General features: G+C 71.4%; 21 protein-coding genes, 1 tRNA gene and 1 pseudogene. 9 read left to right on the plus strand and 14 right to left on the minus strand.

Annotated features, from left to right (window positions below; translation table 11 throughout):
- Positions 1-630 (plus strand): annotated as a pseudogene (locus tag ACWGR4_RS37140) (phospholipid carrier-dependent glycosyltransferase); the annotation flags it as partial.
- A gap of 40 nt (positions 631-670) precedes the next feature.
- Positions 671-1,252: a TetR/AcrR family transcriptional regulator gene (locus ACWGR4_RS37145; protein WP_452128622.1), complete on the plus strand. Its 582-nt coding sequence runs from the start codon at positions 671-673 to the stop codon at positions 1,250-1,252.
- Positions 1,253-1,603: 351 nt separating this feature from the next.
- Here the strand turns inward: ACWGR4_RS37145 and ACWGR4_RS37150 are convergent, their stop codons facing one another.
- From ACWGR4_RS37150 to ACWGR4_RS37200, 11 genes are all read right to left on the minus strand, one after another.
- The gene (locus ACWGR4_RS37150) at positions 1,604-2,440 is read right to left on the minus strand and encodes an SGNH/GDSL hydrolase family protein (protein WP_380009196.1); all 837 of its coding nucleotides are present in this window, start codon (positions 2,438-2,440) and stop codon (positions 1,604-1,606) included.
- 167 nt (positions 2,441-2,607) lie between these two features.
- Positions 2,608-3,921 carry a 7-cyano-7-deazaguanine synthase gene (locus ACWGR4_RS37155; RefSeq protein ID WP_452128621.1) on the minus strand — a complete coding sequence of 438 codons (1,314 nt, stop codon included), beginning with the start codon at positions 3,919-3,921 and terminating at the stop codon, positions 2,608-2,610.
- Positions 3,922-3,992: 71 nt separating this feature from the next.
- Positions 3,993-4,499, minus strand: a complete 507-nt coding sequence (locus tag ACWGR4_RS37160) for a hypothetical protein (RefSeq protein WP_452128620.1) — start codon at positions 4,497-4,499, stop codon at positions 3,993-3,995.
- A gap of 434 nt (positions 4,500-4,933) precedes the next feature.
- A tRNA-Ala gene (locus ACWGR4_RS37165) sits at positions 4,934-5,007 on the minus strand.
- A 49-nt stretch (positions 5,008-5,056) separates the two neighbouring features.
- On the minus strand, positions 5,057-6,316 hold the full coding sequence (gene sepX / locus ACWGR4_RS37170; protein WP_452128619.1) for a divisome protein SepX/GlpR: 1,260 nt from the start codon (positions 6,314-6,316) through the stop codon (positions 5,057-5,059).
- Positions 6,317-6,603: 287 nt separating this feature from the next.
- Positions 6,604-7,233, minus strand: a complete 630-nt coding sequence (locus ACWGR4_RS37175; RefSeq protein WP_380009184.1) for a GNAT family N-acetyltransferase — start codon at positions 7,231-7,233, stop codon at positions 6,604-6,606.
- The gene (locus tag ACWGR4_RS37180; RefSeq protein ID WP_380009181.1) at positions 7,218-7,892 is read right to left on the minus strand and encodes a MogA/MoaB family molybdenum cofactor biosynthesis protein; all 675 of its coding nucleotides are present in this window, start codon (positions 7,890-7,892) and stop codon (positions 7,218-7,220) included. Before ACWGR4_RS37180 ends, ACWGR4_RS37175 begins: the two co-directional genes overlap by 16 nt.
- Positions 7,893-7,900: 8 nt before the next feature.
- On the minus strand, positions 7,901-8,368 hold the full coding sequence (gene moaC / locus ACWGR4_RS37185) for a cyclic pyranopterin monophosphate synthase MoaC (RefSeq protein WP_235618915.1): 468 nt from the start codon (positions 8,366-8,368) through the stop codon (positions 7,901-7,903).
- Positions 8,369-8,608: 240 nt separating this feature from the next.
- Entirely contained in the window at positions 8,609-9,829 is a 1,221-nt protein-coding gene (glp, locus tag ACWGR4_RS37190) for a molybdotransferase-like divisome protein Glp (protein ID WP_380009178.1), read from the minus strand.
- A complete protein-coding gene (gene galU, locus ACWGR4_RS37195) occupies positions 9,826-10,752 on the minus strand; it encodes a UTP--glucose-1-phosphate uridylyltransferase GalU (RefSeq protein WP_380009175.1) in 927 nt (308 codons plus the stop codon). Before galU ends, glp begins: the two co-directional genes overlap by 4 nt.
- Before the next feature lie 9 nt (positions 10,753-10,761).
- Complete coding sequence (locus ACWGR4_RS37200; protein WP_380009172.1) at positions 10,762-11,505, minus strand: GGDEF domain-containing protein; 744 nt, start codon at positions 11,503-11,505, stop codon at positions 10,762-10,764.
- Between the two features lie 91 nt (positions 11,506-11,596).
- Between ACWGR4_RS37200 and ACWGR4_RS37205 the strand changes: the two genes are divergently transcribed.
- Positions 11,597-12,184, plus strand: coding sequence for a 5-formyltetrahydrofolate cyclo-ligase (locus ACWGR4_RS37205; RefSeq protein ID WP_452128618.1), 588 nt, complete (start codon positions 11,597-11,599; stop codon positions 12,182-12,184).
- A gap of 18 nt (positions 12,185-12,202) precedes the next feature.
- Here the strand turns inward: ACWGR4_RS37205 and ACWGR4_RS37210 are convergent, their stop codons facing one another.
- The gene (locus tag ACWGR4_RS37210) at positions 12,203-15,529 is read right to left on the minus strand and encodes a penicillin acylase family protein (protein ID WP_452128617.1); all 3,327 of its coding nucleotides are present in this window, start codon (positions 15,527-15,529) and stop codon (positions 12,203-12,205) included.
- Positions 15,530-15,768: 239 nt separating this feature from the next.
- On the opposite strand from ACWGR4_RS37210, the gene ACWGR4_RS37215 reads away from it, so the two are divergent.
- The 6 genes from ACWGR4_RS37215 (at position 15,769) to mscL (ending at position 21,881) form a co-directional block, all read left to right on the plus strand.
- A complete protein-coding gene (locus ACWGR4_RS37215; protein ID WP_452128616.1) occupies positions 15,769-17,328 on the plus strand; it encodes a potassium/proton antiporter in 1,560 nt (519 codons plus the stop codon).
- Between the two features lie 321 nt (positions 17,329-17,649).
- Positions 17,650-18,921: an MFS transporter gene (locus ACWGR4_RS37220; protein ID WP_452128615.1), complete on the plus strand. Its 1,272-nt coding sequence runs from the start codon at positions 17,650-17,652 to the stop codon at positions 18,919-18,921.
- 46 nt (positions 18,922-18,967) lie between these two features.
- A complete protein-coding gene (locus tag ACWGR4_RS37225; protein ID WP_452128614.1) occupies positions 18,968-19,315 on the plus strand; it encodes an FmdB family zinc ribbon protein in 348 nt (115 codons plus the stop codon).
- 3 nt (positions 19,316-19,318) lie between these two features.
- Positions 19,319-20,158, plus strand: a complete 840-nt coding sequence (locus tag ACWGR4_RS37230; protein ID WP_380009155.1) for an S-methyl-5'-thioadenosine phosphorylase — start codon at positions 19,319-19,321, stop codon at positions 20,156-20,158.
- A 318-nt stretch (positions 20,159-20,476) separates the two neighbouring features.
- Complete coding sequence (locus ACWGR4_RS37235; RefSeq protein WP_452128613.1) at positions 20,477-21,184, plus strand: SAF domain-containing protein; 708 nt, start codon at positions 20,477-20,479, stop codon at positions 21,182-21,184.
- Positions 21,185-21,347: 163 nt separating this feature from the next.
- The gene (mscL, locus tag ACWGR4_RS37240; RefSeq protein WP_452128623.1) at positions 21,348-21,881 is read left to right on the plus strand and encodes a large conductance mechanosensitive channel protein MscL; all 534 of its coding nucleotides are present in this window, start codon (positions 21,348-21,350) and stop codon (positions 21,879-21,881) included.
- A 120-nt stretch (positions 21,882-22,001) separates the two neighbouring features.
- On the opposite strand, the gene ACWGR4_RS37245 is transcribed toward mscL, so the two are convergent.
- Positions 22,002-22,193 carry a hypothetical protein gene (locus tag ACWGR4_RS37245; protein ID WP_380009150.1) on the minus strand — a complete coding sequence of 64 codons (192 nt, stop codon included), beginning with the start codon at positions 22,191-22,193 and terminating at the stop codon, positions 22,002-22,004.
- A gap of 35 nt (positions 22,194-22,228) precedes the next feature.
- A complete protein-coding gene (locus ACWGR4_RS37250) occupies positions 22,229-23,206 on the minus strand; it encodes a sigma-70 family RNA polymerase sigma factor (protein WP_380009147.1) in 978 nt (325 codons plus the stop codon).
- Positions 23,207-23,570: the final 364 nt, after the last annotated feature.

Raw genomic sequence — 23,570 nt, forward strand, 5'->3', positions numbered from 1 at the left:
CTCGGCATCCCACTCCCCCAATTCGGCATGACCTGGGTACCCGCACCACTGCGCAGCCTGTGGCACTACCACGCCGAAATGTGGTCGTTCCACACCGGCCTGGACAGCCCACACCCCTACCAGTCGAATCCGTGGAGTTGGCTGGTCCTGGGCAGGCCGGTGGCGTACTACTTCGAAACGGTCCACCAGGGCACGGCGGGCTGCACCGAACAGGACTGCTACCAAACCGTCCTCGGCATCGGCACCCCACTTCTGTGGTGGACCGGGGTGGTCGCGGTCGGCTACCTGCTGTTCCGCTGGGCGGGCCGACGCGACTGGCGCGCGGGCGCGATCCTGTGCGGGCTGGCCGCCGCCTACCTCCCCTGGATGGCGTACCAGCAACGCACGATCTTCCTCTTCTACGCCGTCGCGTTCGTCCCGTTCCTGTGCCTGGCCGTGACCATGATGCTCGGCGCACTCCTCGGCCCACCCGGAGCCACCGAACGCCGACGCGCCTGGGGCACCGCGGGCGTGGTCGCGATCATCGCCCTGATCGCCTGGAACTTCCTCTACTTCTACCCGATCTTCACCGGTGAGACGATCACCCGCAGCGGATGGCTGGACCGCATGTGGTTCAGCACCTGGATCTAGCGGCGCGATGTCGCCGTCGATGCCGAGGGAGGCTGCACCGGTGCCCGTCACGCGGGAGCAGGACATACGCAGGCGAGCCATCGACGCGACCCGCGACCTGGCCGCGGAGGGCGGCTACGACAGCGTGCAGATGCGCGACGTGGTCCGCCTGTCCCGGCTCTCCTCGGCGACCATCTACCGGCACTTCTCCTCGAAGGACCACCTGCTCGCGGCCACCCACCTGGAGTGGATCGCGGCCCTGGAACGCAGCGGCGCGGCCCGCCCGGACGGCGCGAACGCGGCCGAGCGGGTCTGCGCGATCCTGCGCGACACCTGCCGCACGATGGCCCGCCACCCCCGCCTGACCGCCGCCCTGATCCACGCCCTCGGCTCCTCCGACCCGGGCGTGGGCGACTGCCACCGCGAAATCAACCGCATCATGAACACGATGTTCCGCACGGCCCTGGCGGACGAGGTGACCAACGCCGACGAGTTCGTCCACTTGCTCGGCATCGCCTGGGAAGGCGCCCTGTTCAGCTGGGCCTTCGGCCGAATGACCATGACAGAGGTAGAACACACAATCTGCCGAGCCACCCACCTACTCCTACTCGGCACCACCACAGAGGCAAGCACACCCCCCTGACGGCCCCCAAAAAACCAAGCCACACACGTCAGCCCGCCCAGCGTGGGAGAACGCCCGCCACAGGCGCCACGGCCCGTGGCCTCAACCTCCGGACCCAACCCATCCCAGCCCGTCCGGCGCTTGAGGACGCCCGCCGCAGGCGCCCGGAAACCGCCGCCCGAACGGGCAAACACAACCCAACCCAGCCCGTCCGGCGCTTGAGGACGCCCGCCGCAGGCGCAACACACCGCAGCCCGAACCGGCGAACGCCACCCACCTCAGCCCGTCCGGCGTTTGAGGACAACCGACTCGGGCCGACCAATCAGCCCGTCCGGCGCCTGAGGACCTGCCGGACGGGCCCACCCGCACGCACTACGACGCCCGGCTCGCGCGCTCCGCGACCGGCGCCGCAGCCAGGTCCAACGGCGCCAACTCCGGCCGCTTCGCCGTCACGTGATCCCCCGACGACTGCCCCCGAAGCCGCCGCCCGATCCACGGCACCAGGTGCTCCCGCGCCCAATGCACGTTCTCCAACCGCGCCGCCCCCGCCGTCACCGCGACCTCCTCCGCCGGCCACGGCGCATCCGGGTCACCGTCCACGGCCAGCCCGAGCGCCCGCCCGACCTTGAGCGCGACCCGATCGTGCCCCTCGGGCGACAGGTGCAGCCGATCCTCGCTCCAGGCCCGCCGATCGTGCAGCGAGGTGAGCCCCCACATGTCGGCCACCGCACAGTCGTACCGATCCGCGACCGCCCGCAACAACTCGTTGTAGGTGGCCACCTTGCCCCGGATCAACTTGAGCACCGGCACCCACCGCGTATCGAACCCGGTGAACACCACCACCCGCGCGCCCGTCGCCGTCAGCGCGGCGACCGCCTCCTCGTACTCCGCGGCAAGCTTGTCCGGGTCGCTCCCGGGCCGCAGCACATCGTTGCCCCCCGCGCACAACGTCACCAGATCGGGCCGCGCCGCGATGGCCAGCGGCACCTGCTCCTCGACGATCTGATGCAACAACTTCCCACGCACCGCGAGATTCGCGTACCGCAACCCCGGCCGCTCCACCGCCAGCCGAGCCGCGAACCGGTCGGCCCACCCGAGATAGTTCCCGTCGGGCCCGGGATCCCCGACGCCCTCCGTAAAGCTGTCGCCGATGGCCACATAAGAGTTGATTCCGGACAGATTCCCGTGTGGATTCACAAGCTCGGCCATGTCACCCGATGTTGGCACCGCTCACCTCGCCTACGCGACCGTAATAACCACCCGAACACACTCCGCTACACGCGGCGCTGCCCCGCACGTCACCACGCGAGACGCACTCTTTCGAGCAAGGCCGATCGACCCCCGGACATTCCCACCCCGGCCCGAAAGATCACTGTTCACACACCGGGCGCCGCTTCGTCACTCAAGGCTTCGACGTCAGGCCAAGCCATTCCCGACGCCGCGCTCACGGGCTGCGCCCGCAGCGCGAATTCGAGCAGCCCGGACAGCTCGCCCCAACCACGAACCAGCACATCCAGCGCGGCCTTCGCATCCGTTCCCGGCGGCAACGGAGTATCACCGAGCAGGTCCGAGAGCGTGTGCGGCCTGCACAGTCGACGCTGCAGGGCCCGCCAATCCTCGTCCCTTTCCGAGTCCGCACCGAGAGACCATGGCTCGACCTCATAAACGGTCCGATCGAAGCCCACGGAGTGGAGCAGACCGGAACGCCGTACCAGGCACGGGTAACAGACACCGCAGTTGGCCATGGTCAAGCCCTGCCCCTGCCGAATCGGCGGCTTGCCACAAGTCACCGTGCCCTCCAGCTCGGCCGGTCTCAAACCGGCGTCCAGCGCGGCCCGACACACCTCCCCTTTGGTCAGCTGCCCAAGGGGATTCACCACCGTCACCGCACCGTCGCCGGCGCTGATCTCGGCCATCAACGCATTCAGGTGATGCAACGTCCAAGGATGGACGGAACGGGTCGAGCAGGCCGCGGCGCGGGCCGGCGTCAGCGGTGGGTTGAGCGCGAGTTGTCCGTTCTCGGGCACGTGCACGATCCGCACCCGATGAGCCGTGGCGATGCGAACCGCACCGGTTGTGTACAACAGTCCTCGGGTGCGCGCAGAAGTCTCCAGTCGGTCTCCGGATCCGTCGCCCTTCGGGGTCTGCCGCAGGGGTACCAGTGAGATGTCCCGGGTGGGGCGCAGACGTCGAACCGACGCGTACACCCGTTGCTGCACCGCGTCGAGACTGATCTCGCGGAACATCACGAACACCAGGCCCTGCGCACTGGTTCCACCGGCTCCCGCACGGGTGGCCGCCCAGCTCAGGGAGTCCAAGCCGCCCGACAACAACGCCACTTCACTCACCTGGCGTTCGTACGCCAACGGCAGCGCCTCGCACGTGTACTCGGGTCGGAACGCGCGGAAGGACACCTCCCACACGTCTGCCGTAAGCGTCTGAAGCAACGTAGTGAGATGAGCCGACGCCACGGGCGACCCCCAACGTTCGGGATCGGTCACCGGTACCGAGAGGTGGATGTGGCGCGTCCAGTTGTCGACAGCGGTGCTTCGTCGAATGTACTTGTCCGCGATGAAGGCGGCCCGAGCCACGCGAAACAGGTCCTCGGCCCAGGCGGGGACGAGACCGGGCAACCGATCCGCTCCGGTGACCCTGCCCTCGCGTTCCTGGAACGAGTCCGCACCGACCACTGTCGCGTGCTTGGGTGCCGTCGCCGTATCCCTCGGGTGTGCCGACCACCACACGAGTCGACCGGGCCCGGTCACACCGACTCCCCCACGTCGCCGGCGAACGGAGTGACAAGGCCGAGGATCATGCCGACCGTGCGCGGCACAAGGCCCCGAGCAACGTGGGACAACCCGCCCGGCGAGCCTTCCGTATCGGCGGTCTCGCAGGGATCGGGGACCAGTTCCAACACATGGTCCGCGACCCAGCCGCTGATCACGTCCTCCGGATCGATGACAGGCAGCACCGGAACGGTCGACTTCACCTTCTCCGCCACGACGGAGCGCAGAAATTCGGCCACCACGTCGGCGAAGAAGAATCGAAAGAGGTCGCACAGGACATCCGAGGCGATACCGCGACCGGCCGAACCCGTTCTTGCGCCCGGTTCCGGTTCCGGGTGCTGTTCGAGCACCTGACGCCCCGCCGCCACGACAGCTCTACGCACGACCGCGTCCGCAAGGGTGCCGCCCTCTCCGGCGATCCGGGAGACGAGCCCGGCCAGGAAATCCGCCTCGGTCTCCATCCGCGGCGGGTTCTCCAGCACCGCGGCCAATCGTTCGCCCGCCGCACACGCGGCGTCGTAGAGGCCGAATGCCGAGGGATCGTCACGCACGGTCGACTGGAGGGCCAGGAGATAGCCCCGGGCAATCCCCCGAAGGCGATCCTCGGCATCAGGCCCGTCCGGGTCCCACCGGGTCAGCCGACCGCCTACGGAACTCCATGGTCTCCCGCTCGGTCCATCCCACCGCGTGGATGTCCCCACCGTGCCCCCCGGTGTCGATGCCGCCCGCCTGGCACCTTCCATGGCAGCAGACGAAGGAACCGCCCGGTAGGGGGTGAGTCGGCCATGATTCGACGCATTGATCGGGATCGCACCGCGCCTGATGGAATTCCGCGCTTTTACCAACCGACGACCACACAGTGGAATCCGGAAATGACGAAAGCCCCGCCGGAGTTCGGCGGGGCTTTCGTGATGTGTGGACCTGTGGGGATTTGAACCCCAGACCCCCTCGATGCGAACGAGGTGCGCTACCAGACTGCGCCACAGGCCCAACGAGGAGAAACATTACCACCTCCCCGAGCCGGCTCGTGCACGGGTATTCACTCGTTGCCGGCTCGGCGCCACTCGTGTTCGTAGAGCGGGAGGGAGTCGACCGAGGCGCCGTAGCCGGTGCGGGTGTCCTCGGCGTATTGGTCGAACAACGGGGTGGGCGGGCGTAGTGCCTCGGCCGGTTGCGGGTCCGGGACGGCGTGGATCTGCGGGCGCTCCGGCTCCTGTTCGGTGTCGCCGCGCGGGACGACCGGGGCCGTCACGTAGGTGGGCAGCGGGACGGGGACCGGGTCCCACGCGTCCCGGTCGGGGCCGTCACCGGTGGCCAGTTCGGCGATCCACTCGGCCAGCGCCGGCTCCTCCTCCGCACGCTCGCGTCGACCCCGGGCCGAGCCGGCCGGGCCGGCGGCGCCGCCCGCTCCCGCGGGGCCGGACGCACCCGGCGCACCGGAGCCCGAACGCGGGGTACGGACCTGCCGCCCCTCGCCGGCCGTCGGCGGCGTCGCGGGCCGGGGATCCGCCGTCGCGCCGTCGGCGGCCTCACGCGTCCGGGCTGCCCGGACCCGAGCCTCGTGCGCCGCGCCGGCGTCGGCCGGCGTGCCCGGCTTGCCCGCCGGTCGGCCCAGCCGGCGCAGCCCCGCCTCGTAGCGGCGGCGCTCCTGGACCCGCAGATGCACGATGTACGCCGACAACAACACGCCGGGCACGGCGGGCAGCCACACCCAGGCGAGGCCGGCCACACCGGCCAGGATCGCGCCGGCGGTGAAGCCGGCGAACAGGCTCGCGATCACCCGGCGGCGACGGGTGAGCAGCGCGGCGCGCCCCTCGTCCCGGCGCACCGGCGCGGCGGGGCGCTTGCCCGCGCCGCCGGCCCTGCCCTTGGCCGCCGCGGCGGACCCGGCACCCGACCCGGTCGCCTGCTGCGGCACCGACGACTGGCCACCCGAGGACTGCCCGGCGGGGGCCTGCACCGAAGCCTGTGCACTCGAAGCCTGCCCACCCGAGCCCTGCGCACCCGAAGCCTGTGCCCCGACACCCGGCCCCGCGCCCGCCGTCCCCGACGGCCGCCGCCCGCGCCCGGACTCACCGGCGGCGCGGCGCTCGGCGCCCTCCGTACCGCTCTTTTCGGCCAGCGCCCGCGCCGAGCGCCGCTCGAAGGCGCCGCGACGGGACAGGATCCGGATCGCGGTGGTGAAACGCTCGGTCGGCCGGGCCTCGTTCAGCTCGTCCTGTCGGCGAAGCCACATGGGCACCAGATAGGCAGCCCAGGCCCCCACGATCGCTGCGTAGATCAGGCCGCTGCCGTTCACGCTTCACACGCTAAGCCGGATGGGCACCGCATCGTCGGATTAGGCACGGTGTGTCGTGCGATCCGTTCTGATGCCCATGTGACGGATGTGACTACCGGGATCATCGAGGCGACCGGATCGCTCGGGGTCGCCGAGCCCCCCGAGGCCCACCGGGCAGCCATGCCCCCGGAGGCTCCGGGGTCTGCCGAGGTGACACCGCTCATATCTCCGGGAGAGTAGCGAAATCGCGAGATCGATGTGTCGATATGGCGGGATCGACATCGAAGAGATTCCGAAGGCGGCGGTGACTACCAGGTGAACCCCCGGCTCTCCCGATAGGCGCGCCACCGCATCAACAGCCCCTCCGGGACCTCCTCGGCGTTCAGCGCGTACGCCAGGTGGTCCCGCCAGTCGCCGTCGATGTGCAGGTAGCGCGGGCGCAGGCCCTCCTCGCGAAATCCCAGCTTGTCCACCACGCGCCGACTGGCCCGGTTCTCCGGCCGGATGCACACCTCCAGGCGATGCACCCCGAGCCGGAAGAAGCAGTGGTCGGAGACCAGCGCGACGGCGGTCGGCATCACGCCGAGCCCGGCGACGCGCTCGTCGACCCAGTAGCCGACATGCGCCGAGCACATCGACCCCCAGGTGATCCCGGCAACGGTGACCTGGCCGACCAACTGCCCGTCGTACAGCACCACGAACGGCAACATCCGCCCCGCGCCGGCCTCGGCCCGCAAAAAGCGGACCATCTGCCGAAAGGTCGGCCGCCGCCCGGCCGCCGACCCCGGCGGCACGGTCGCCTCCCAACGGCGCAGCCACTCGCGATTGCGGGTGTGCACCTCCTGCCAGGCGGCCGCGTCCCGGGCCCGGATCGGCCGAAGCGTCACCCGGCCCTCGGCGAGTTCCACGGGCCAGCCCCGGGTCAGCGCGTGCCCCATGGCGGCTGCTGCGCCCCTCCGTAGCCCCCGCCGCCCTGGTAGCCGCCCCCGCCGCCACCACCCTGGTAGCCGCCACCCGCGCCGTAGCCGCCCTGGTACCCGCCGCCGGGCGGAGCCTGCTGCGGCCCGCCGCCGAACCCGCCGGCACCGCCGGCGCCGCCGAAACCGCCGCCGCGCGCGTGGTCGCCGCCCTGGAGCTGGGACACCACGTGCGGCAACACCTTCGCCAGCACCGTGATCCCGTCCTGCGCGCCGCCCGGCGAGCCGGGCAGGTTGACGATCAGGCTGCGGTAGGTCCAGTGCGAGTCCTGGGTGATCGCGACGCCGGCGATGCCGCGCGACAGGATCGAGGTCGGCACCTTGTCGAAGTTCTCCATCCGGATCGCCTCGGCGATGCCGGGCACCTCGTAGCTGATCACCCGACTGGTCATCTGCGGGGTCTGGTCGAACGGGTTGAGCCCGGTCCCCCCGGTGGTGATGATCACGTCGTAGTGGCCCGCGCACGCGTCGCGCAGCGCCTGGGCGACCGGCTCGCCGTCCGGCACGATCTGCGGCCCGCGCGTCTCGAAGCCCATCTGTTGCAGCCCGCGCACGATCACCGGGCCGCTCTCGTCCTGGTAGGTCCCGGCCGCCGCGCGCGTGGACACGGTGATCACCATGGCTCGCATCAGACTTGCCCTCCGTCCCGTTGTGTGGCCCCTGCCCCCGGGTCCCGCTGCCAGTCCCCGGAGACTCCGCCCGTCTTCGCCTCGACCCGTACGTCGGTGATCACCGCGCCCGGGTCCACCGCCTTGACCATGTCCACCACCGTCAGCGCCGCCACGGAGACCGCCGTCAGCGCCTCCATCTCGACGCCGGTGCGGTCGGCGGTGCGCACGGTCGCGGTGATCGCCACCGCGTCGTCGTGCACCGACAGATCCACCGCGACGCCGTGCAGCGCGATCGGGTGGCACAGCGGTACCAGGTCGGGGGTGCGCTTGGCCGCCATGATGCCCGCGATCCGGGCGGTGGCCAGCGCGTCACCCTTGGGTACGCCCTCGCCGCGCAGGAGTTCGACCACCCGCGGCGACACGAGCACCCGGCCCGACGCGGTGCCCGTGCGGACCGAGACGTCCTTGGCCGTGACGTCCACCATCCGGGCCGCGCCGGCCTCGTCGAGGTGCGTGAGGTTCTTGGCGCCGCGCGTCAACTGTCCACCCCATACGGTGAGCCCCCCGTTGCGGTGGGCGTCGAAGTGCCGTCCGTGTCCGACTTCCGTGTGCGTCGAACCGGCGTTTCATGTCGGGGCAACGTTAGAGGCACAACCGGGCGCCCCGCATGCACGGGCCCGCCCGGACCGGGATCGCGGCGCCCGGACGCAGACGCCGCCGCCCGCTCAGCCGAGCAGCATCACGGACACCTCGGTGCCCTCGGCCACCGCGGTGACCTCGGCGGGAAGGCTGATCAGCGCGTTCGCCCGGGCGAGGCTGCCGAGCAGGTGGGAGCCGGTGCCGCCGACCGGATCGACGGTGCCCTCGCCCACGCCGTCCACCGGCGGGGTGTACCACGCACGCAGGAACTGACGCTTGCCCTCGGGAGAGGTCAGCGCCGTCGAACAGGTCGCCCGCACGGTCGGGCGCTCGGTGACCGCGGCACCCTGCATCCGCAGCAGCGCCGGCCGGACGAACACCTCGAAGGACACGAAGGCGCTGACCGGATTGCCGGGGAGGGTGAAGATCGGCGTCTCGTCGGGGCCGATCACGCCGAAACCCTGCGGCATCCCCGGCTGCATCGCGACCTTGCCGAACTCGACCGTGCCCAGCTCGGACAACACTTCCTTGACCACGTCGTAGGCGCCCGCGCTGACCCCGCCGGTGGTGACCACCAGGTCCGCCCGGATCAGCTGGTCCTCGATCGTGTCGATCAGCACCTTGGGATCGTCGGGCACGTTGCCGACGCGGTACGCGATCGCGCCGGCCTCGCGCGCGGCGGCGGTGAGCATGTAGCTGTTCGAGTCGCGGATCTGCCCGGGGCCGATCGGCCGGCCGGGCTGGATCAGCTCGCTGCCGGTGGACAGGATCACCACGCGCGGCCTGGGCCGGACCCGGATCCGCTCCCGGCCGATTGCGGCGAGCAGACCGACCTGGGCGGAGCCGATCGTGGTCCCGGCGTCCAGCACGGTCTGCCCCGCCGACACGTCGTCGCCCCGCCGCCGGATGAACTGCCCACTCGACGGCGCCTTCGTGATCCGCACGGTCGGCAGCCCCGCGTCGGTCCACTCCACCGGCACGATCGCCTCGGTGCCCTCCGGCACCGGCGCGCCGGTCATGATCCGCGCGCACGTGCCCGATCCGAGCGCGACCTTCGGGGTGTCGCCGGCGGCGATGTCGTCCACCACTTCGAGCACCACCGGGTACTGCTCGCCCGCGTCCGCGACATCGGCCAGCCGCACCGCGTAGCCGTCCATCGACGAGTTGTCGAACGGCGGCAGGTCGCCGGTGGCGGCCACCTCGTCGACCAGGAGACTGCCGTGCGCGTCGAGCAGTTGCAGTTCGAGGGGGGCGAGCGGGGCGATCCGTTCGAGGATCCCGCTCAGATGGTCCTCGACGCTTTTCATCCGTGCATCTCCTCGTTCACGTACTGCCTCAACCAGGCCCGGAATTCGGGCCCCAGGTCTTCACGCTCGCATGCCAGCTTCACGATGGCACGCAGATAGTCGGCCCGGTCGCCCGTGTCGTAGCGGCGCCCTTCGAACAGCACGCCGTGCACGGTGCCGCCCTCGTTCGGCCCGCGCCTCGCGAGCACCCGCAGGGCGTCGGTCAACTGGATCTCGCCGCCCCGACCGGGCGGGGTGTGCTCCAGCACGTCGAACACCGCCGGGTCCAGCAGATAGCGCCCGATCACCGCGTAGTTGCTCGGCGCGGTCCCCGTCTCCGGCTTCTCCACCAGGTCGGTCACCCGCACCACGCCGGGCTCGGAGACGCCCTCGGCCAGGGGTTCCACCGCCGCACAGCCGTACAGGTGCACCTGCGCCGGGTCGACCTCGATCAACGCCACGACGCTGCCGCCGAGTTCGCTGCGTACCCGAAGCATCGTGGCGAGCAGCGGATCGCGCGGGTCGATCAGGTCGTCGCCCAGGAGCACCGCGAACGGCTCGTCGCCCACGTGCGGCCGGGCGCAGGACACCGCGTGCCCGAGGCCGCGTGGGTCGCCCTGGCGCACGTAGTGGATCGCGGCCAACTCGCTCGACTCGCGGACCAGCTTGAGCCGGTCCAAGTCACCTTTGGCGGCCAGCGCGTGTTCGAGTTCGTAGGCCCGGTCGAAGTGGTCCTCCAGGGCGCGTTTGTTGCGCCCGGTGACCATCAGTACGTCGGTGAGCCCGGCCGCGACGGCCTCCTCGACCACGTACTGGATGGCCGGCGTGTCCACGACCGGCAACATCTCCTTGGGCGTGGCCTTGGTCGCCGGCAGGAACCGGGTACCGAGGCCGGCGGCGGGCACGACCGCCTTGGTGAGCCGGAACGCATGACGCGCAGACATGACCGCACACTAACGGGTGAGGTCGCCGGGGGTGCCATGAAGCCCGGCGATTGGCCGGTTGTCGGCCGCCGGCCCGGTCTCGGCCGGGTCCGGGCCGCAGAACCGGTCGCCGCCCGCCCGCTTGGCCCGGGCCAGCGCGCGGTCGGCGGCGCGCAGCAGGGTCGTGGCGTGGGTGCCGTCCTCGGGCAGCACGGCGGTGCCGATCGCCAGGGTCAGCGGGACCGGGTCGGTCGCCGCGCCGAACGTGCCCCGGCGTACGGCGTAGCACAGTCGCTCCGCCACCTTGGCCGCCCCGGCCGCGTCGGTCTCGGGCAGCAGGATCACGAACTCCTCGCCGCCGTACCGGGCGATGGTGTCCACCTGGCGGATCTCCAGGGCCAGCCGCTGGGCCACCTCGCGCAACACCGCGCCCGCGCCCTGGTGGCCGTGCCGCTCGTTGACCGCGCGGAAGTGGTCGAGGTCGAGCATGAGCAGCCCCAGCGGCCGACCGAACCGGGTCGCCCGCATCACCTCGCGGTCCAGCACGAGTTGCAGATAGCGGTAGTTCCACACGCCGGTCAGCGGATCGGTGACCGACAACCGCTCCAACTCGGCCCGGTTCAGCTCCAACCGGGTGACCTCGTGTCGCAGTTCGGGCAGTTCGTTGCCGGCGATCGCGCGCAACCGGCGTACGGCGACCGTCAGCGAGCCGACCGCGACCGCGAGCGCGCCGACGAGCAGGATGATCAGGAGGCGTTCGAAAGTCAGGCTCATGCGGGATCCGGGTCCGGTGCGATGGCGCGAACTGTGTCGATTGCGCGGACTCCTTCGGTAACCCGTCCAAACACGTCATTCAGGGAACAGCATGAAGGACATCCTCAACGACAAGGCCACGCTGAGGTCACAGTTGATGAACTCACGGTCACGTTCCGGGTCGGACCGGCGTGTCGCGGCGAGTCGCGCGCTCCGGGACGCGCTCCTCGCGCTCCCCGAGATCGCCGCCGCGGGCACCGTCGCGGCGTATGTGCCGGTGGGTTCCGAGCCGGGCGGGCGGGATCTGGCCGAGGACCTGGCCGCCGGGTCGACCCGGCGGGTGCTGCTGCCGGTGCTGCTGGCCGACAACGACCTGGACTGGGCGCTGTACGAGGGGCCGGCGTCGCTGGTGCCGGCCGGCCGCGGGCTGCGTGAGCCGATCGGGCGGCGGCTCGGCCCGGAGGCGGTGCGCACGGCCGATGTGCTGGTGGTGCCCGGGCTGGCGGTGGATCGCCGGGGGATGCGGCTGGGGCGCGGCGGCGGCTCCTACGACCGGGCGCTGGCCCGGGTGCCGGAGGCGGCGGTCACCGTGGTGCTGCTGTACGACGACGAGGTGCTCGACCGGGTGCCGGCCGAGCCGCACGACGTGCCCGTGGACATCGCGGTGACGCCCGCGGCGGTGTACCGGTTCACCCGGTAGCACCGCCGCGGGCGCCCGTCACGGCTTGCCCGGCGCCGCCGGACCGGCCGGGAGCAGGGTCAGCCGGTGCTTGGCCGCCTTGTCCACGGCCGCCGGCGTGAACGCCCACGGCAGCGTCTTGCCCTTGCGCCACAGGTCGGTCTGATCGGTGTAGTTGTCATGCCACACGTGCCCGGAGGCGCCGGTCAGGTTGATCCACCGGGACGCGTCCAGGTCGGACATGTCCACCACCATCCGCATCGACGGCACGGTGGTCACCTCGTAGCCCTGCGCGGCGTTCCAGCCGGTCGCGTTGACCAGCCCCTCGCCGCCGGACATCGCGTACGGCCCCCGGTTGAGCATCCACTTGACCACGCCCGGACCCTCGGTGCCCAGGGTCTGGTTGCGCAGGGTCAGCGTGTGCAGCCGGCCCCACGACCAGGTGTCGATGTTCTTGCCGAGCCGGGCGGTGAGGTCCTTCTTCGCCTCGGTCATCGCCTTGTGCAGCAGCCCGTCGCGGGTGGTGACCGCGCCCGGGTTCTTGGAGATGTTCCACCACGGGCTCTCCGGGGTGGCCAGCAGTGTGCGCACGACCTCGTTCCACCGGTCGCCGCCGTCGGGCTGCGCGGTCGAGTCGTCCCGGTCACCGCACTGCACGTGTGTGTTGTCCGCGTTGCTCGCGCAGTCGTTGTCGGCCCGGACCGAGAACGGCATCTTGTCGCCGAACGCGAGCATCAGCACCTGACGCCACACCGCGTTGAAGTACGCCGCGGCCGTGGAGTCGGCGTCGTTGCGCTTGTCCCAGTCCTTGAGCAGGTCCTGCGCCTCGCGCACCCACGGATCGTCGATCCGCACCGCGAGCAGCGCCGGGACCAGGAACTGCGCGACCGGGTTGACGTCGTCGACCTGCATCTTCTGCATCATCGCCGGATCGATCTTGCCCGGCGCGTTGACGATCATCTCCTCGATCCGCGCGCTGCGGGCGCCGTACCCCCAGTCGGAGGTCAGCAGATACGGGTACGCCGGCGAGGTCACCGCGTTGTTCGCGGTGACGATGTAACCCTCCTGCGGGTCGTACACGTTCGGCAACGACTCGAACGGGATGGTGCCCAGCCAGTCGTACTTCGGGTCCCACCCGTACACCGGCCACCGGCCGTCGCCGCTGCGGCGCAGCGGGATCTTGCCGGGCGCCTGGTAGCCGATGTGGCCCTCGACGTCGGCGTAGATCGCGTTCTGCGACGGCGCGTCGAAGTTCTTCAGCGCGGCGCGGAAGTCGTTCCAGTTCTGCGCCCGGTCCAGTTGGAAAAGCGCGTCCATCGAGCTGCCGGGGTCGAGCGCGGTCCAGCGCAGGGCGACCGCGTAGCCGTCCTCGCGCTGGGGGCTCAGGTCGGGGATCGGCGCGTCCTTGCCGACATCCTTCAGGTCGTCGGACTCGTCGGAGGCGTCGGTCAGGATCGGTCCGTGCCGGGTGGTGCGCACGGTGATCCGGCGATCGGCGCCGCCGGCGACCTTGATGGTCTCCTGGCGGACCTCCTTGAACGGCTCCCACTTGGAGTCGTAGAGCACGCCGTCGCCCTGGACCTTCTCCAGGTACAGGTCGGTCACGTCGGCGCCGAGGTTGGTGAAGCCCCAGGAGATCTTCTGGTTGTGGCCGATGATCACGCCGGGCATGCCGGAGAACGTGTAGCCGGAGACGTCGTACTGGCACTGCGGTCCGACCGCGCGGCAGTGCAGCCCCATCTGGTACCAGACCGACGGCAGCGACGGCGACAGGTGCGGGTCGTTGGCGAGCAGGGGCTTGCCGGTGGTGGTGCGACTGCCGGCCACCACCCACGAGTTGGAGCCGACGCCCGACGACTTCTCGCTGAACAGCGAGGGCAGCTTGGACAACGACTCGGAGAGGTTGGCCAGCGCGGACTGCGCGTTCTTGGACGGCGCCGGCGGCGGCGCGTCCTGGGCGAAGCGCTCGGTCTTGCCGTCCTTGACGATGTCGCCGTTGCGCACGATCGGCTTGTTCGTGTCGTACGGGTAGGGCGGGTACAGCTCGTCGATCCGGTTGACCGTCAACTTGTCGGACAGCAGCGCGCGGTCGATCTCGTCCTGCATGTTGGTCCGCAGGTCCCACGCCATCGCCTTGAGCCAGGCGACCGAGTCGACGGGGGTCCACGGCTCGGCCTTGTAGCCGTCGTGCACGAGGCCGAGGAGCGCGTATTCGAACGACGCGTCGGCGCCCTTGTGGTCCTTCAGATAGGCGTTGACCCCGTCGGCGTAGGCCTGGAGGAACTTCTGCGACTCCGGGGCCAGCGCCGCGTATTCCTGCTCGGCCACCTTGCGCCAGCCGAGCGTGCGCAGGAACTTGTCGTTGTCCACCTGCCCGGAACCGAACATCTCGGAGAGCCGGCCCGCGGTCATGTGCCGGCGTACGTCCATCTCCCAGAACCGGTCCTGGGCGTGTACGTAGCCCTGCCCCCGGAACAGGTCCTCGGACGTGTCGGCGTACACCTGCGGGATGCCCTGGGCGTCGCGGACCACGTCCACCTTGCCGGTCAGCCCCGCGATCCGCACGGTGCCGCTGGTCTGCGGGAACGAGTCGCGGGACAACTGCCAGCCCCACCAACCGAGTCCGCCGGCCGCGATGGCGAGCACCACGACGAAGACGATGGCGGTCAGCCGGAACCGGCGCCAAGCCTTGGACGGCCCCTTGGGGGTGTTCGATCGTTCCTTGACCTTGCCGGTGCCGCCGGCGGCGGGCTCGGCGGCCTCGGGCGCGGCGCCGGGCGCGGCGGCCTCGGGCGCGGACTCGGCGGTGGAGCCGGTCGCGGCGGAGGGTGCGGGCGAGGGGGCGGGCTCGGGCGCGGGTGCCGGGATCGGTGCCGGTGCCGGTACCGGCGCGGGCGCGGGACCGGCCGGCGGTGGCTCGGCGGCGCGCGGCGCGGGCGGTACGGGCGCCGCGGCGGGCGGCGGGACCGACCCCGCGGCCGGCTCCGCGTACGGTTCCAGGGGCGGGTAGGGCTCCCCCGGGGCGGGCGACTCCGGTGGGGCGTACGGCTCTTGTCCGGCGTGGGGCTCCCGCGCCGGATACGGGTCCTGCCGCGGCGCGTACGGCTCCTGCGGGACGTAGGGCTGGACGTAGGGCTCTTGCTCTGGCTCTTGCGGGACGTACGGCTCGGGTTCGTCGTACGGCTCGGGCGCGGCCCGGCGCTCACGCTCCGCGCGTTCTTCCGCGCGCCGCTGGGCCGCGACCGGATCCGCCGCGGCCCACTGCGATGTGGGCCACTCGCCCGTGGGCCAGTCGTCCCACCCGGAGGATGAGGCGTCCTGGCCACCGGGGGGCTGCTCCGGGTCGGGCGTCTTCGAGGGAGGCATCAAGGTCCTTATGCGGTCGGTGCGGCAAGGGACACCTTAAAAGCCGAGTGTCGTCGACAGCACAGCCACGGGTACGAGACGGGACCCCTGTGGGGTATGGATCCTTCGCTTTGGTAAAATATTTCCCAGGCGTAGGTAATTGATCGCCGGTTCGCCGGCGCGGCAGGGCCCCCCGTCCCAAGGCCTGCTGATTCCCTGCGCATTCGCGACGCCGGCTTCGCCCGTCGTCGTCTGCCTTCATGTTCAAGCACTCCGTGCGGCCGCCTGGGGGGTGGCCGGACCGACGACCGCCGGAGGTGACGCACGTGTCCGTGCCCGAGCTCAACCAGGTCCTGCTCCTGGGTGCCCTCGTCATGCTGTCCGCTGTCATAGCGGTCCGCCTGGCGACCCGCACCGGGCTGCCGAGCCTGCTGCTCTACCTCGGACTCGGAATGGTGATCGGGGCCGACGGCCTCGGCATAGGTTTCGACAACGCCGAACTGACCCAGACGCTCGGCTACGCCGCGCTGATAGTGATCCTCGCGGAGGGCGGGATCGCCACCAGTTGGAAGGAGATCAGGCCGTCGGTGCCGGCCGCGGCGGTGTTGTCCACCGTCGGGGTCGGGGTGAGTGTCGCGGTCACCGCGTTGGCCACCAGGATCGTGCTCGACGTGGACTGGTCGACCGCGATCCTGATGGGCGCGATCGTGTCCTCCACGGACGCCGCCGCGGTCTTCTCGGTGTTGCGCAAGTTGCCGCTGCCGCACCGGTTGACCGGGTTGCTGGAGGCCGAATCCGGGTTCAACGACGCGCCGGTGGTGATCCTGGTGGTCACGTTCGCCCACACGGGCCACATCGAACCCTGGTACAGGATCCTCGGCGAGATCGGCCTGGAGCTGACGATAGGCGCGGCGGTCGGCCTCGCGGTCGGCCGGCTCGGCGCGTTCGGCCTGCGCCACGTCGCGCTGCCGGCCTCCGGCCTGTATCCGATCGCGGTGATGGCGCTGTGCGTGCTGGCCTACTCCGGCGGCGCGTTGGCGCACGGCAGCGGGTTCCTCGCGGTCTACCTGACCGCGCTGGTCCTGGGCAACTCGCAGCTCCCACACGGCCCGGCCACGCGCGGCTTCGCCGAGGGGCTCGGCTGGATCGCCCAGATCGGGCTGTTCGTCCTGCTCGGACTGCTGGTCACCCCGCACGAGTTGGGCAGCGCGGTGGTCCCGGCGCTGGTGATCGGCACCATCCTGCTGCTGGTCGCCCGGCCGCTGTCGGTGATCGTGACCACGTCGCCGTTCCGCATACCGTGGCGCGAGCAGCTGATCCTGTCCTGGGCGGGACTGCGCGGGGCGGTGCCCATCGTGCTGGCGACCATCCCGATCGTGAAGGACATCCCCGACGCCCAGCGGCTGTTCAACATCACCTTCGTGCTGGTCGTCGTGTTCACCCTGGTCCAGGGGCCCACGCTGCCGTGGATAGCGCGCAAGGCCGGTTTCGCGGGTGCCGACGAGCCGACCGACCTCGGCGTGGAGTCCGCGCCGCTGGAGAAGCTGCACGGCCACCTGCTGTCGGTGAACGTGCCGACGGGTTCGCGGATGCACGGCGTGGAGGTCGGCGAGCTGCGTCTGCCGCGCGGGGCCGCGGTCACCCTGATCGTGCGCGAGGACGGGAGCTTCGTGCCCGAGCCGACCACCGTGCTGCGGCGCGGCGACGACCTGCTCGTGGTGACCACCGACGCGGTGCGCGACCAGACCGAGGACCGACTGCGCGCGGTCAGCCGGGGCGGCAAGCTCGCGAGCTGGTTCGGGGTCAAGGGCGACACCTGAGGCGCGGCGCCCCGCCGTCGGTCCGGGCCGGGTGCGCCTGGGATACAATCGTATGGTTGATCGTCGGCGGGGCGCCCCAGGGTGTCCCGAACGCCGATCCCACTGCACACACCGACTCTGCCTGACGCAGGGCTGGCGTCGTGACCGCACGGCGGCCGAGGCACAACGCTTCGGTATCTACCCCGGTGGACGCTTTCGAGGACAGCTCTCGGCGCACCGGGGTTTCCCCTGTGCGTCACCAGGTGGCAGGAAGCGACAACCCGCGATGCCCACGATGCCCACGCATCGGACCGCCGCACGCGCCCGCCGGGGGCGGTGCGCATGATCTCCACGTACTCCACGCTGCTGCGGACCCCCTCCGCCTGGCGATTCCTGGCTCCCGCGCTGATCGCGCGGCTGCCCTACGCGATGCTCGGCCTGGGCATCGTGCTGCTCGTCAAACACACCACCGGCTCGTACGGCACGGCCGGCGCGGTCTCCGCCGCGGCCGCCGTGGCGCTGGCCTTCGTCGGCCCGCAGACGGGTCGGCTCGCCGACCGCTTCGGCCAGGCCGCGGTGGTCGTGCCCGGCGCGCTGCTGCACGGCGCGGCGGTGTCCGCGCTGATCGTGGCCGCGCTCGCCGAGGCGCCGCTGTGGCTGCTGTTCACGACCGCGGTGCTGTCCGGTGCGACGGTGCCGCAGATCGGCTCGATGGTGCGGGCCCGCTGGGCGGCGCACCTGGAGCGGTCGCCGCTGCTGCCGACCGCGTTCGCGTTCGAGTCGGTGACCGACGAGTTCACCTTCGTGGTCGGCCCGGTGGTGGCCACCTTCCTGGCCACCGGCGTACACCCGGCGGCCGGCCTGGTGGTCGAGGCCGCGCTGACCGTGGTCGGGTCGTTGTTGTTCGCGGCACAACGCGGCACCGCGCCCCGGCGGGTGGTCCGCACGGCCGGTGACACGCCGCACACGTCCGCGCTGCGGATCGGCGGGGTACGCCTGCTCGTGGTCGCGTTCATCTGCATCGGCGGGGTCTTCGGCACCGTGCAGGTCTCGGTCACCGCGTTCGCCGAGGAGGCGGGCCGGCCCGGCCTGGCGGGCGCGCTGTACGCGGTCTTCGCGGGCGGCAGCCTGATCGCCGGGGCCGTCTACGGCGCGATCGCCTGGCGACGGGCCGCGCACCGCCGGATGGTGGTGATGTTCGCGCTGCTCGCGCTCGGCACCGCGCCGCTGTGGGCCATCCCGTCGGTGGGAATCATGGTGCCCGTCGCGTTGCTGTGCGGACTGGCGATCGCACCCACGCTGATCACCGGCTTCACCCTCGTCGACACGCTGGTCCCGGCCGCGGCCAAGACCGAGGCGTTCACCTGGTTGACCGGGGCGATCGGGCTCGGCCTCGCGCTCGGCTCGACGTTCTCCGGGATGCTCACCGACGCGCGCGGCTCGGGCGCCGGGTTCGCGCTCACCCTGGCCTCCGCCGGCATCGGCTTCCTGGTGGTGCTGGCCGGGCAACGGCTGCTGAAGCCGAAGGCGGATGTGACACCCATTACACCGACGACCACCACCGTGGTGGACGGAACTCCGGTGGATGCTGCACCATTGGCACTCGACAGGTGAGAGTGCCAGTACCCAGCTGACCTGTCTGTCGAAGGAGGACCAGACCGTGCCGACGTACCAGTACCAGTGCACCGCCTGTGGCGAGGGCCTCGAGGCCGTCCAGAAGTTCACGGACGACGCGCTGACCGTGTGCCCCGCCTGCCAGGGCAGGCTGCGCAAGGTCTTCTCGGCGGTGGGCGTGGTGTTCAAGGGCTCCGGCTTCTACCGGACCGACAGCCGCGGCTCGAGCACGTCGTCGACGCCGGCGACCGCCGCGTCGTCCGGCTCGTCCTCGACGGGTTCGTCCTCCTCGTCCTCCTCGTCCTCCTCGGAGGGCTCCTCGTCTTCGTCGTCGACGTCCTCCACGTCGACGTCCTCGTCCGGCTCGTCCGGTACGACGTCGACGGCGGCCTGAGCGATGACGACCGGCGTGTTGCCGGCGGGGGTGGCCCCGGCCGAGATCGGTGTGATCGGCGGTTCCGGGTTCTACGCCTTCCTGGACGACGTGGTCGAGGTGCGGGTGGACACGCCGTACGGCGCGCCCAGCGACGCGCTCTTCCTGGGCGAGGTGGCCGGCCGTCGGGTCGCGTTCCTGCCCCGGCACGGCCGCGACCACTCGATCCCGCCGCACCGGATCAACTACCGCGCCAACCTGTGGGCGCTGCGGGCCGTCGGGGTCACGCAGGTGCTCGCGCCGTGCGCGACGGGCGGTCTGCGGGCCGAACTGGGTCCGGGCACGCTGGTGGTCCCCGATCAGCTGATCGACCGCACCTCCGGCCGCACCCAGACGTTCTTCGACGGGCTGCCGCTCGCCGACGGCAGCGTGCCACCGGTCGTGCACACCACGTTCGCCGACCCGTACTGCGCCGACGGGCGCGCGGTGGCCATCGCGGGCGCCCGCGCCTCGGGGTGGGAGCCGGTGGACGGCGGCACCCTCGTGGTGATCGAGGGGCCGCGCTTCTCCACCCGGGCGGAATCCAAGTGGTACGCGGCCCAGGGCTGGTCGATCGTCGGCATGACCGGGCACCCCGAGGCGGTGCTCGCGCGCGAACTGGGGCTCTGCTGCACGGCCATCGCGCTGGTCACCGACCTCGACGCGGGTGTCGAGGCGGGCGAGGGGGTCACCCACGCCGAGGTGATGGAGGTCTTCGCGGCCAACGTCGACCGGCTGCGCACGCTGCTGTTCGATGTGGTGGCGGCGTTGCCGAAGACTCGTACGTGCAGCTGTGGCACGGCGGAGGTCGAGCGGCCGGCGTAGGCGGTTCGCCGGTCGGTGAGTGTTGTGTGGTCGGCCCGTCCGGCCGTGTGTGATGTGTTCGAAGGCCGTCTCCCGGGTGGGGGCGGCCTTCGTGCTGTTCGGGGGCGGTCGCTCGGTGGGGGGAGTCATGTCATTCACGTGGGTGAATTCGTTGTCCACAGGGGGGCGGTGATCCACAGGCGTCCGGGCGGTTCGGCGCGGGTGGGTCGGCGGGCGGCACGGTGGGGGTGCGGCTCGGCCCTCGTTTTCCCGCCCCGGTTCCGACGGGGGTCGGGCCGCATCGTCCCTACCGTGTGCGCCGCCCGCGTTGGAGGTGTGATGTCCGCTTCGGGATCGTTCGGATCGCCGTCCGGTCCGTCGTTCGGCCGGGCCGGCGGGCCGGCCCTTCGCGGGTCGCCGGGGGTGCCCGCCCGGCCGTCGTGGCGTCGCGTGTCGGCCCGGCATCGGCGCGGGTTGGCCGCGTTGTCGGCGGCGGTTGCCGCGCTCGCGGTGATCGTCGCGGTCCGGCCGGCGCCCGCGCCCACCACGCCGATCCTGGTGGCCGCGCGTGACCTGCCGGCGGGCAGCACGCCCGGGCCCGCCGACCTGGCCCTGGTGCGGATGCCGACGGCGTTGCGCCCCGAGGGGGTCCTGCGCGCGGTCCGGCAGGCCGAGGGGGGCGCGTTGACCGGTCCACTGCGGCGCGGCGAGCCGGTGACCGACGTGCGGTTGACCCGGCCCGGCGGCCCGGCCGACGCGGGCCCGGTCGCGCTGCCCGCGCGCTTCGCCGACGCCGACGCGGTGGCCGTACTGCGTCCCGGCGACCGGATCGACGTGCTGGCCGCGCCGCCGCCCGAACACCCCGGCCCCGCACGGCCGATCGCCGCCGGCGCCGTGGTGGTGGCCAAGCCGCCCCCGACCGGTTCCGGGTTCGGGGCGCCCGGGTCCGGAGCGCTCGTTATCCTCGAGGTTCCCCGTGCCGTGGCGAGCGAACTCGCGGGCGCGGCGACCGGCCCGGGACTCACCTACACCATCCGCAGGTTCTGAGCGGCGTTGTTGCGACGGATCGTGAATGACACCAGACTCGTGCGGGTTGTCCGGCTTCATCGGCTATTCCACAATTACTACGATTATTACCGCTGTTGGTGGTGATCGTCGCTCGGAACGCCAGGTCGAGCCTCGACCGATCAAGATCGATGGGAATCAAGCAGTGGGCGGCTTCAAGAAGTTCCTCATGCGCGGAAACGTCGTCGACCTGGCCGTGGCCGTGGTCATCGGCGCCGCGTTCACGGCGGTCGTGAACGCATTCGTGAAGGGGATGATCAACCCGGTCGTGGGTGCGCTGGGCACCAAGAACCTGGACAGCTACACGACCTGCATCAAGGGCCCGTGCGGCGTCGACGCGAAGGGCGAGACGACCGGCGTCCAGTTGTTGTGGGGCTCGGTGCTCGGCGCGGCACTGACGTTCGTGATCACCGCGGCGGTGGTCTACTTCCTGCTCGTGCTGCCGATGAACCACATGCTGGAGCGGCGCAAGCGGGCCCTCGGGCACGCGGGCGAGAAGGAATTGAGCGACGTCGAGATCCTGCGCGAGATCCGCGACCTGCTCGCCGAACGGCTGGAGCCGCAGCAGGACTCCGGCCGCGACGGGGGCAGCGGATCGTCGGGGCCCTCGGGAGGCTCGGGGACCCCGGGAGGCTCGGGGACCCCCGGAGGCTCCGGGGCCACGCGTTCGGACGCCTGATCGGTCGAACGGCGGGCCCGTACCTTCGTGGGAAGGCGGGCCCGCCGTTCGTTTTCGTGGACGTGCGTCGAGCGTCTGTGCCGCCCCGGGCCACGCCGGCCGCCCGACGGCGGCCCCGGCTCAGAAGTGGTGTGGCGGCTTGTCGTCGAGGAAGCGGCGGATGTCGGCCGGGTCGGCGCCGGTCCGGTGCTCGCCCCAGCCGGTGTCGGTCTCGTCCGAACTCGTTTCGGGCAGCAGGTCGTCCCAGCCGAAGCGGTCGTGCCGCTTCGGCCGGCCCGGTCCGTTCGCCTCGCGCTCTTCCGCTTCCGCCATCGCACCAGTGTGCCGGCGCTCCGGCGCGGGCCGCGTCACGCGGCCTCGAGCCCCTGGGCGGTGGCCAGCTCGCGCAGTTCGACCAGCGCCTGCTTCTCGATCTGCCGGATCCGCTCGCGGGTGAGCCCGAGTTGCTTGCCGACCTCGGTGAGCGTGTGCTCCTTGCCGTCGGCCATGCCGTAGCGCGCCCGCAGAATGGTGGCCGTACGGCCGTCGAGCCGACCCACCAGGTCCGCTATCTGCTCCCGGCGCAGCGTCGCGAGGGTGATGTCCTCCGGGGTCAACGGGTCGGTCTCCTGGACCAGTTCGCCCAATTCGGTCTCGCCGTCGTCACCCACGGGGGTGTCCAGGCTGATCGGGTCACGCGCCCACCCGATCACGTCGACCACCCGCTCGGGGGTGGTGCCCACGATCTCGGCGATCTCCGGGAACTCGGGGTCGCGACCGTGGTCACGGGCGAACTCGCGCTGCACGCGGCGGATCTTGCTGAGTTCCTCGACCAGGTGCACGGGCAGTCGCACGGTGCGGGCCTGGTCGGCCATCGCCCGGGTGATCGCCTGCCGAATCCACCACGTGGCGTAGGTGGAGAACTTGAAGCCCTTCGCGTAGTCGAACTTCTCGACCGCGCGGACCAGACCCACGTTGCCCTCCTGGACCAGATCCAGGAACGGCATCCCGCTGCGCGGGTAGCGCCGCGCGACGGAGACCACCAGACGCAGGTTGGCCTGGATGAACAGTTCCTTGGCCGCCGCTCCACGCGCGATCAGCGCGTCGAGCTCGGCCCGGTCGACTCCCTCGGGTACGGCGTCCTCGTCGATCAGTTTCTGCGCGTAGAGCCCGGCCTCGATGTCCTTCGACATCTCCACCTCGCGCTCCGCGTCCAAGAGCTTCGTGCGGCTGATCTCGTCCAGGTACACACCGACCGTGTCGCGCTCGACGTCGGCAGCCTTCCGCGTGCGGGAAGCCGCCACTCGCTCGGCGCCCTGTCGGGCCACACCACGTGTAGTCGGCATGCTCTAGCCCTCGCTTTCATTCGCGTTCGTCAACATTTCGAACGAACGAGAAGCCTGTGGTATTCCATCCGGAGATGTACTGTTGAAAGGTTGGCCGATAGCGGCCTTTATCAGCGCCTGCCCGGCCTCGGGCTCCGCATGCACGCTCCGGAGTGCCTACGATCCGCTCAACGGCCGAGGGGCCCCGGATGTTCCTAAGGCCCGGGTGGGAGCGGGTGCGCGGACTCCGGGAGGGCGGCCTCGACCCGCCGACGGGCGTCGCCTCACCCACCGTGGGGCGGTCCGGTGCGACGTGCCTCGCGGCTGCCCGACCGACCACTTTCGGCCGGCCGAGCGCGGCCCGCCGCGCACGGCCGGCATCCGT

This window comes from Embleya sp. NPDC055664 (genome assembly GCF_053618075.1).

Bases quoted from the DNA above. Each gene is read 5' to 3' on its own strand.
- ACWGR4_RS37150 (WP_380009196.1), bottom strand. From the start codon at position 2,440: ATGGCCGAGCTTGTGAATCCACACGGGAATCTGTCCGGAATCAACTCT.
- ACWGR4_RS37175 (WP_380009184.1), bottom strand. From the start codon at position 7,233: ATGGGGCACGCGCTGACCCGGGGCTGGCCCGTGGAACTCGCCGAGGGC.
- ACWGR4_RS37180 (WP_380009181.1), bottom strand. From the start codon at position 7,892: ATGGTGATCACCGTGTCCACGCGCGCGGCGGCCGGGACCTACCAGGAC.
- moaC (WP_235618915.1), bottom strand. From the start codon at position 8,368: ATGGTGGACGTCACGGCCAAGGACGTCTCGGTCCGCACGGGCACCGCG.
- glp (WP_380009178.1), bottom strand. From the start codon at position 9,829: ATGAAAAGCGTCGAGGACCATCTGAGCGGGATCCTCGAACGGATCGCC.
- galU (WP_380009175.1), bottom strand. From the start codon at position 10,752: ATGTCTGCGCGTCATGCGTTCCGGCTCACCAAGGCGGTCGTGCCCGCC.
- ACWGR4_RS37200 (WP_380009172.1), bottom strand. From the start codon at position 11,505: ATGAGCCTGACTTTCGAACGCCTCCTGATCATCCTGCTCGTCGGCGCG.
- ACWGR4_RS37205 (WP_452128618.1), top strand. From the start codon at position 11,597: ATGAAGGACATCCTCAACGACAAGGCCACGCTGAGGTCACAGTTGATG.
- ACWGR4_RS37210 (WP_452128617.1), bottom strand. From the start codon at position 15,529: ATGCCTCCCTCGAAGACGCCCGACCCGGAGCAGCCCCCCGGTGGCCAG.
- ACWGR4_RS37215 (WP_452128616.1), top strand. From the start codon at position 15,769: ATGTTCAAGCACTCCGTGCGGCCGCCTGGGGGGTGGCCGGACCGACGA.
- ACWGR4_RS37220 (WP_452128615.1), top strand. From the start codon at position 17,650: ATGATCTCCACGTACTCCACGCTGCTGCGGACCCCCTCCGCCTGGCGA.
- ACWGR4_RS37230 (WP_380009155.1), top strand. From the start codon at position 19,319: ATGACGACCGGCGTGTTGCCGGCGGGGGTGGCCCCGGCCGAGATCGGT.
- ACWGR4_RS37235 (WP_452128613.1), top strand. From the start codon at position 20,477: ATGTCCGCTTCGGGATCGTTCGGATCGCCGTCCGGTCCGTCGTTCGGC.
- ACWGR4_RS37245 (WP_380009150.1), bottom strand. From the start codon at position 22,193: ATGGCGGAAGCGGAAGAGCGCGAGGCGAACGGACCGGGCCGGCCGAAG.
- ACWGR4_RS37250 (WP_380009147.1), bottom strand. From the start codon at position 23,206: ATGCCGACTACACGTGGTGTGGCCCGACAGGGCGCCGAGCGAGTGGCG.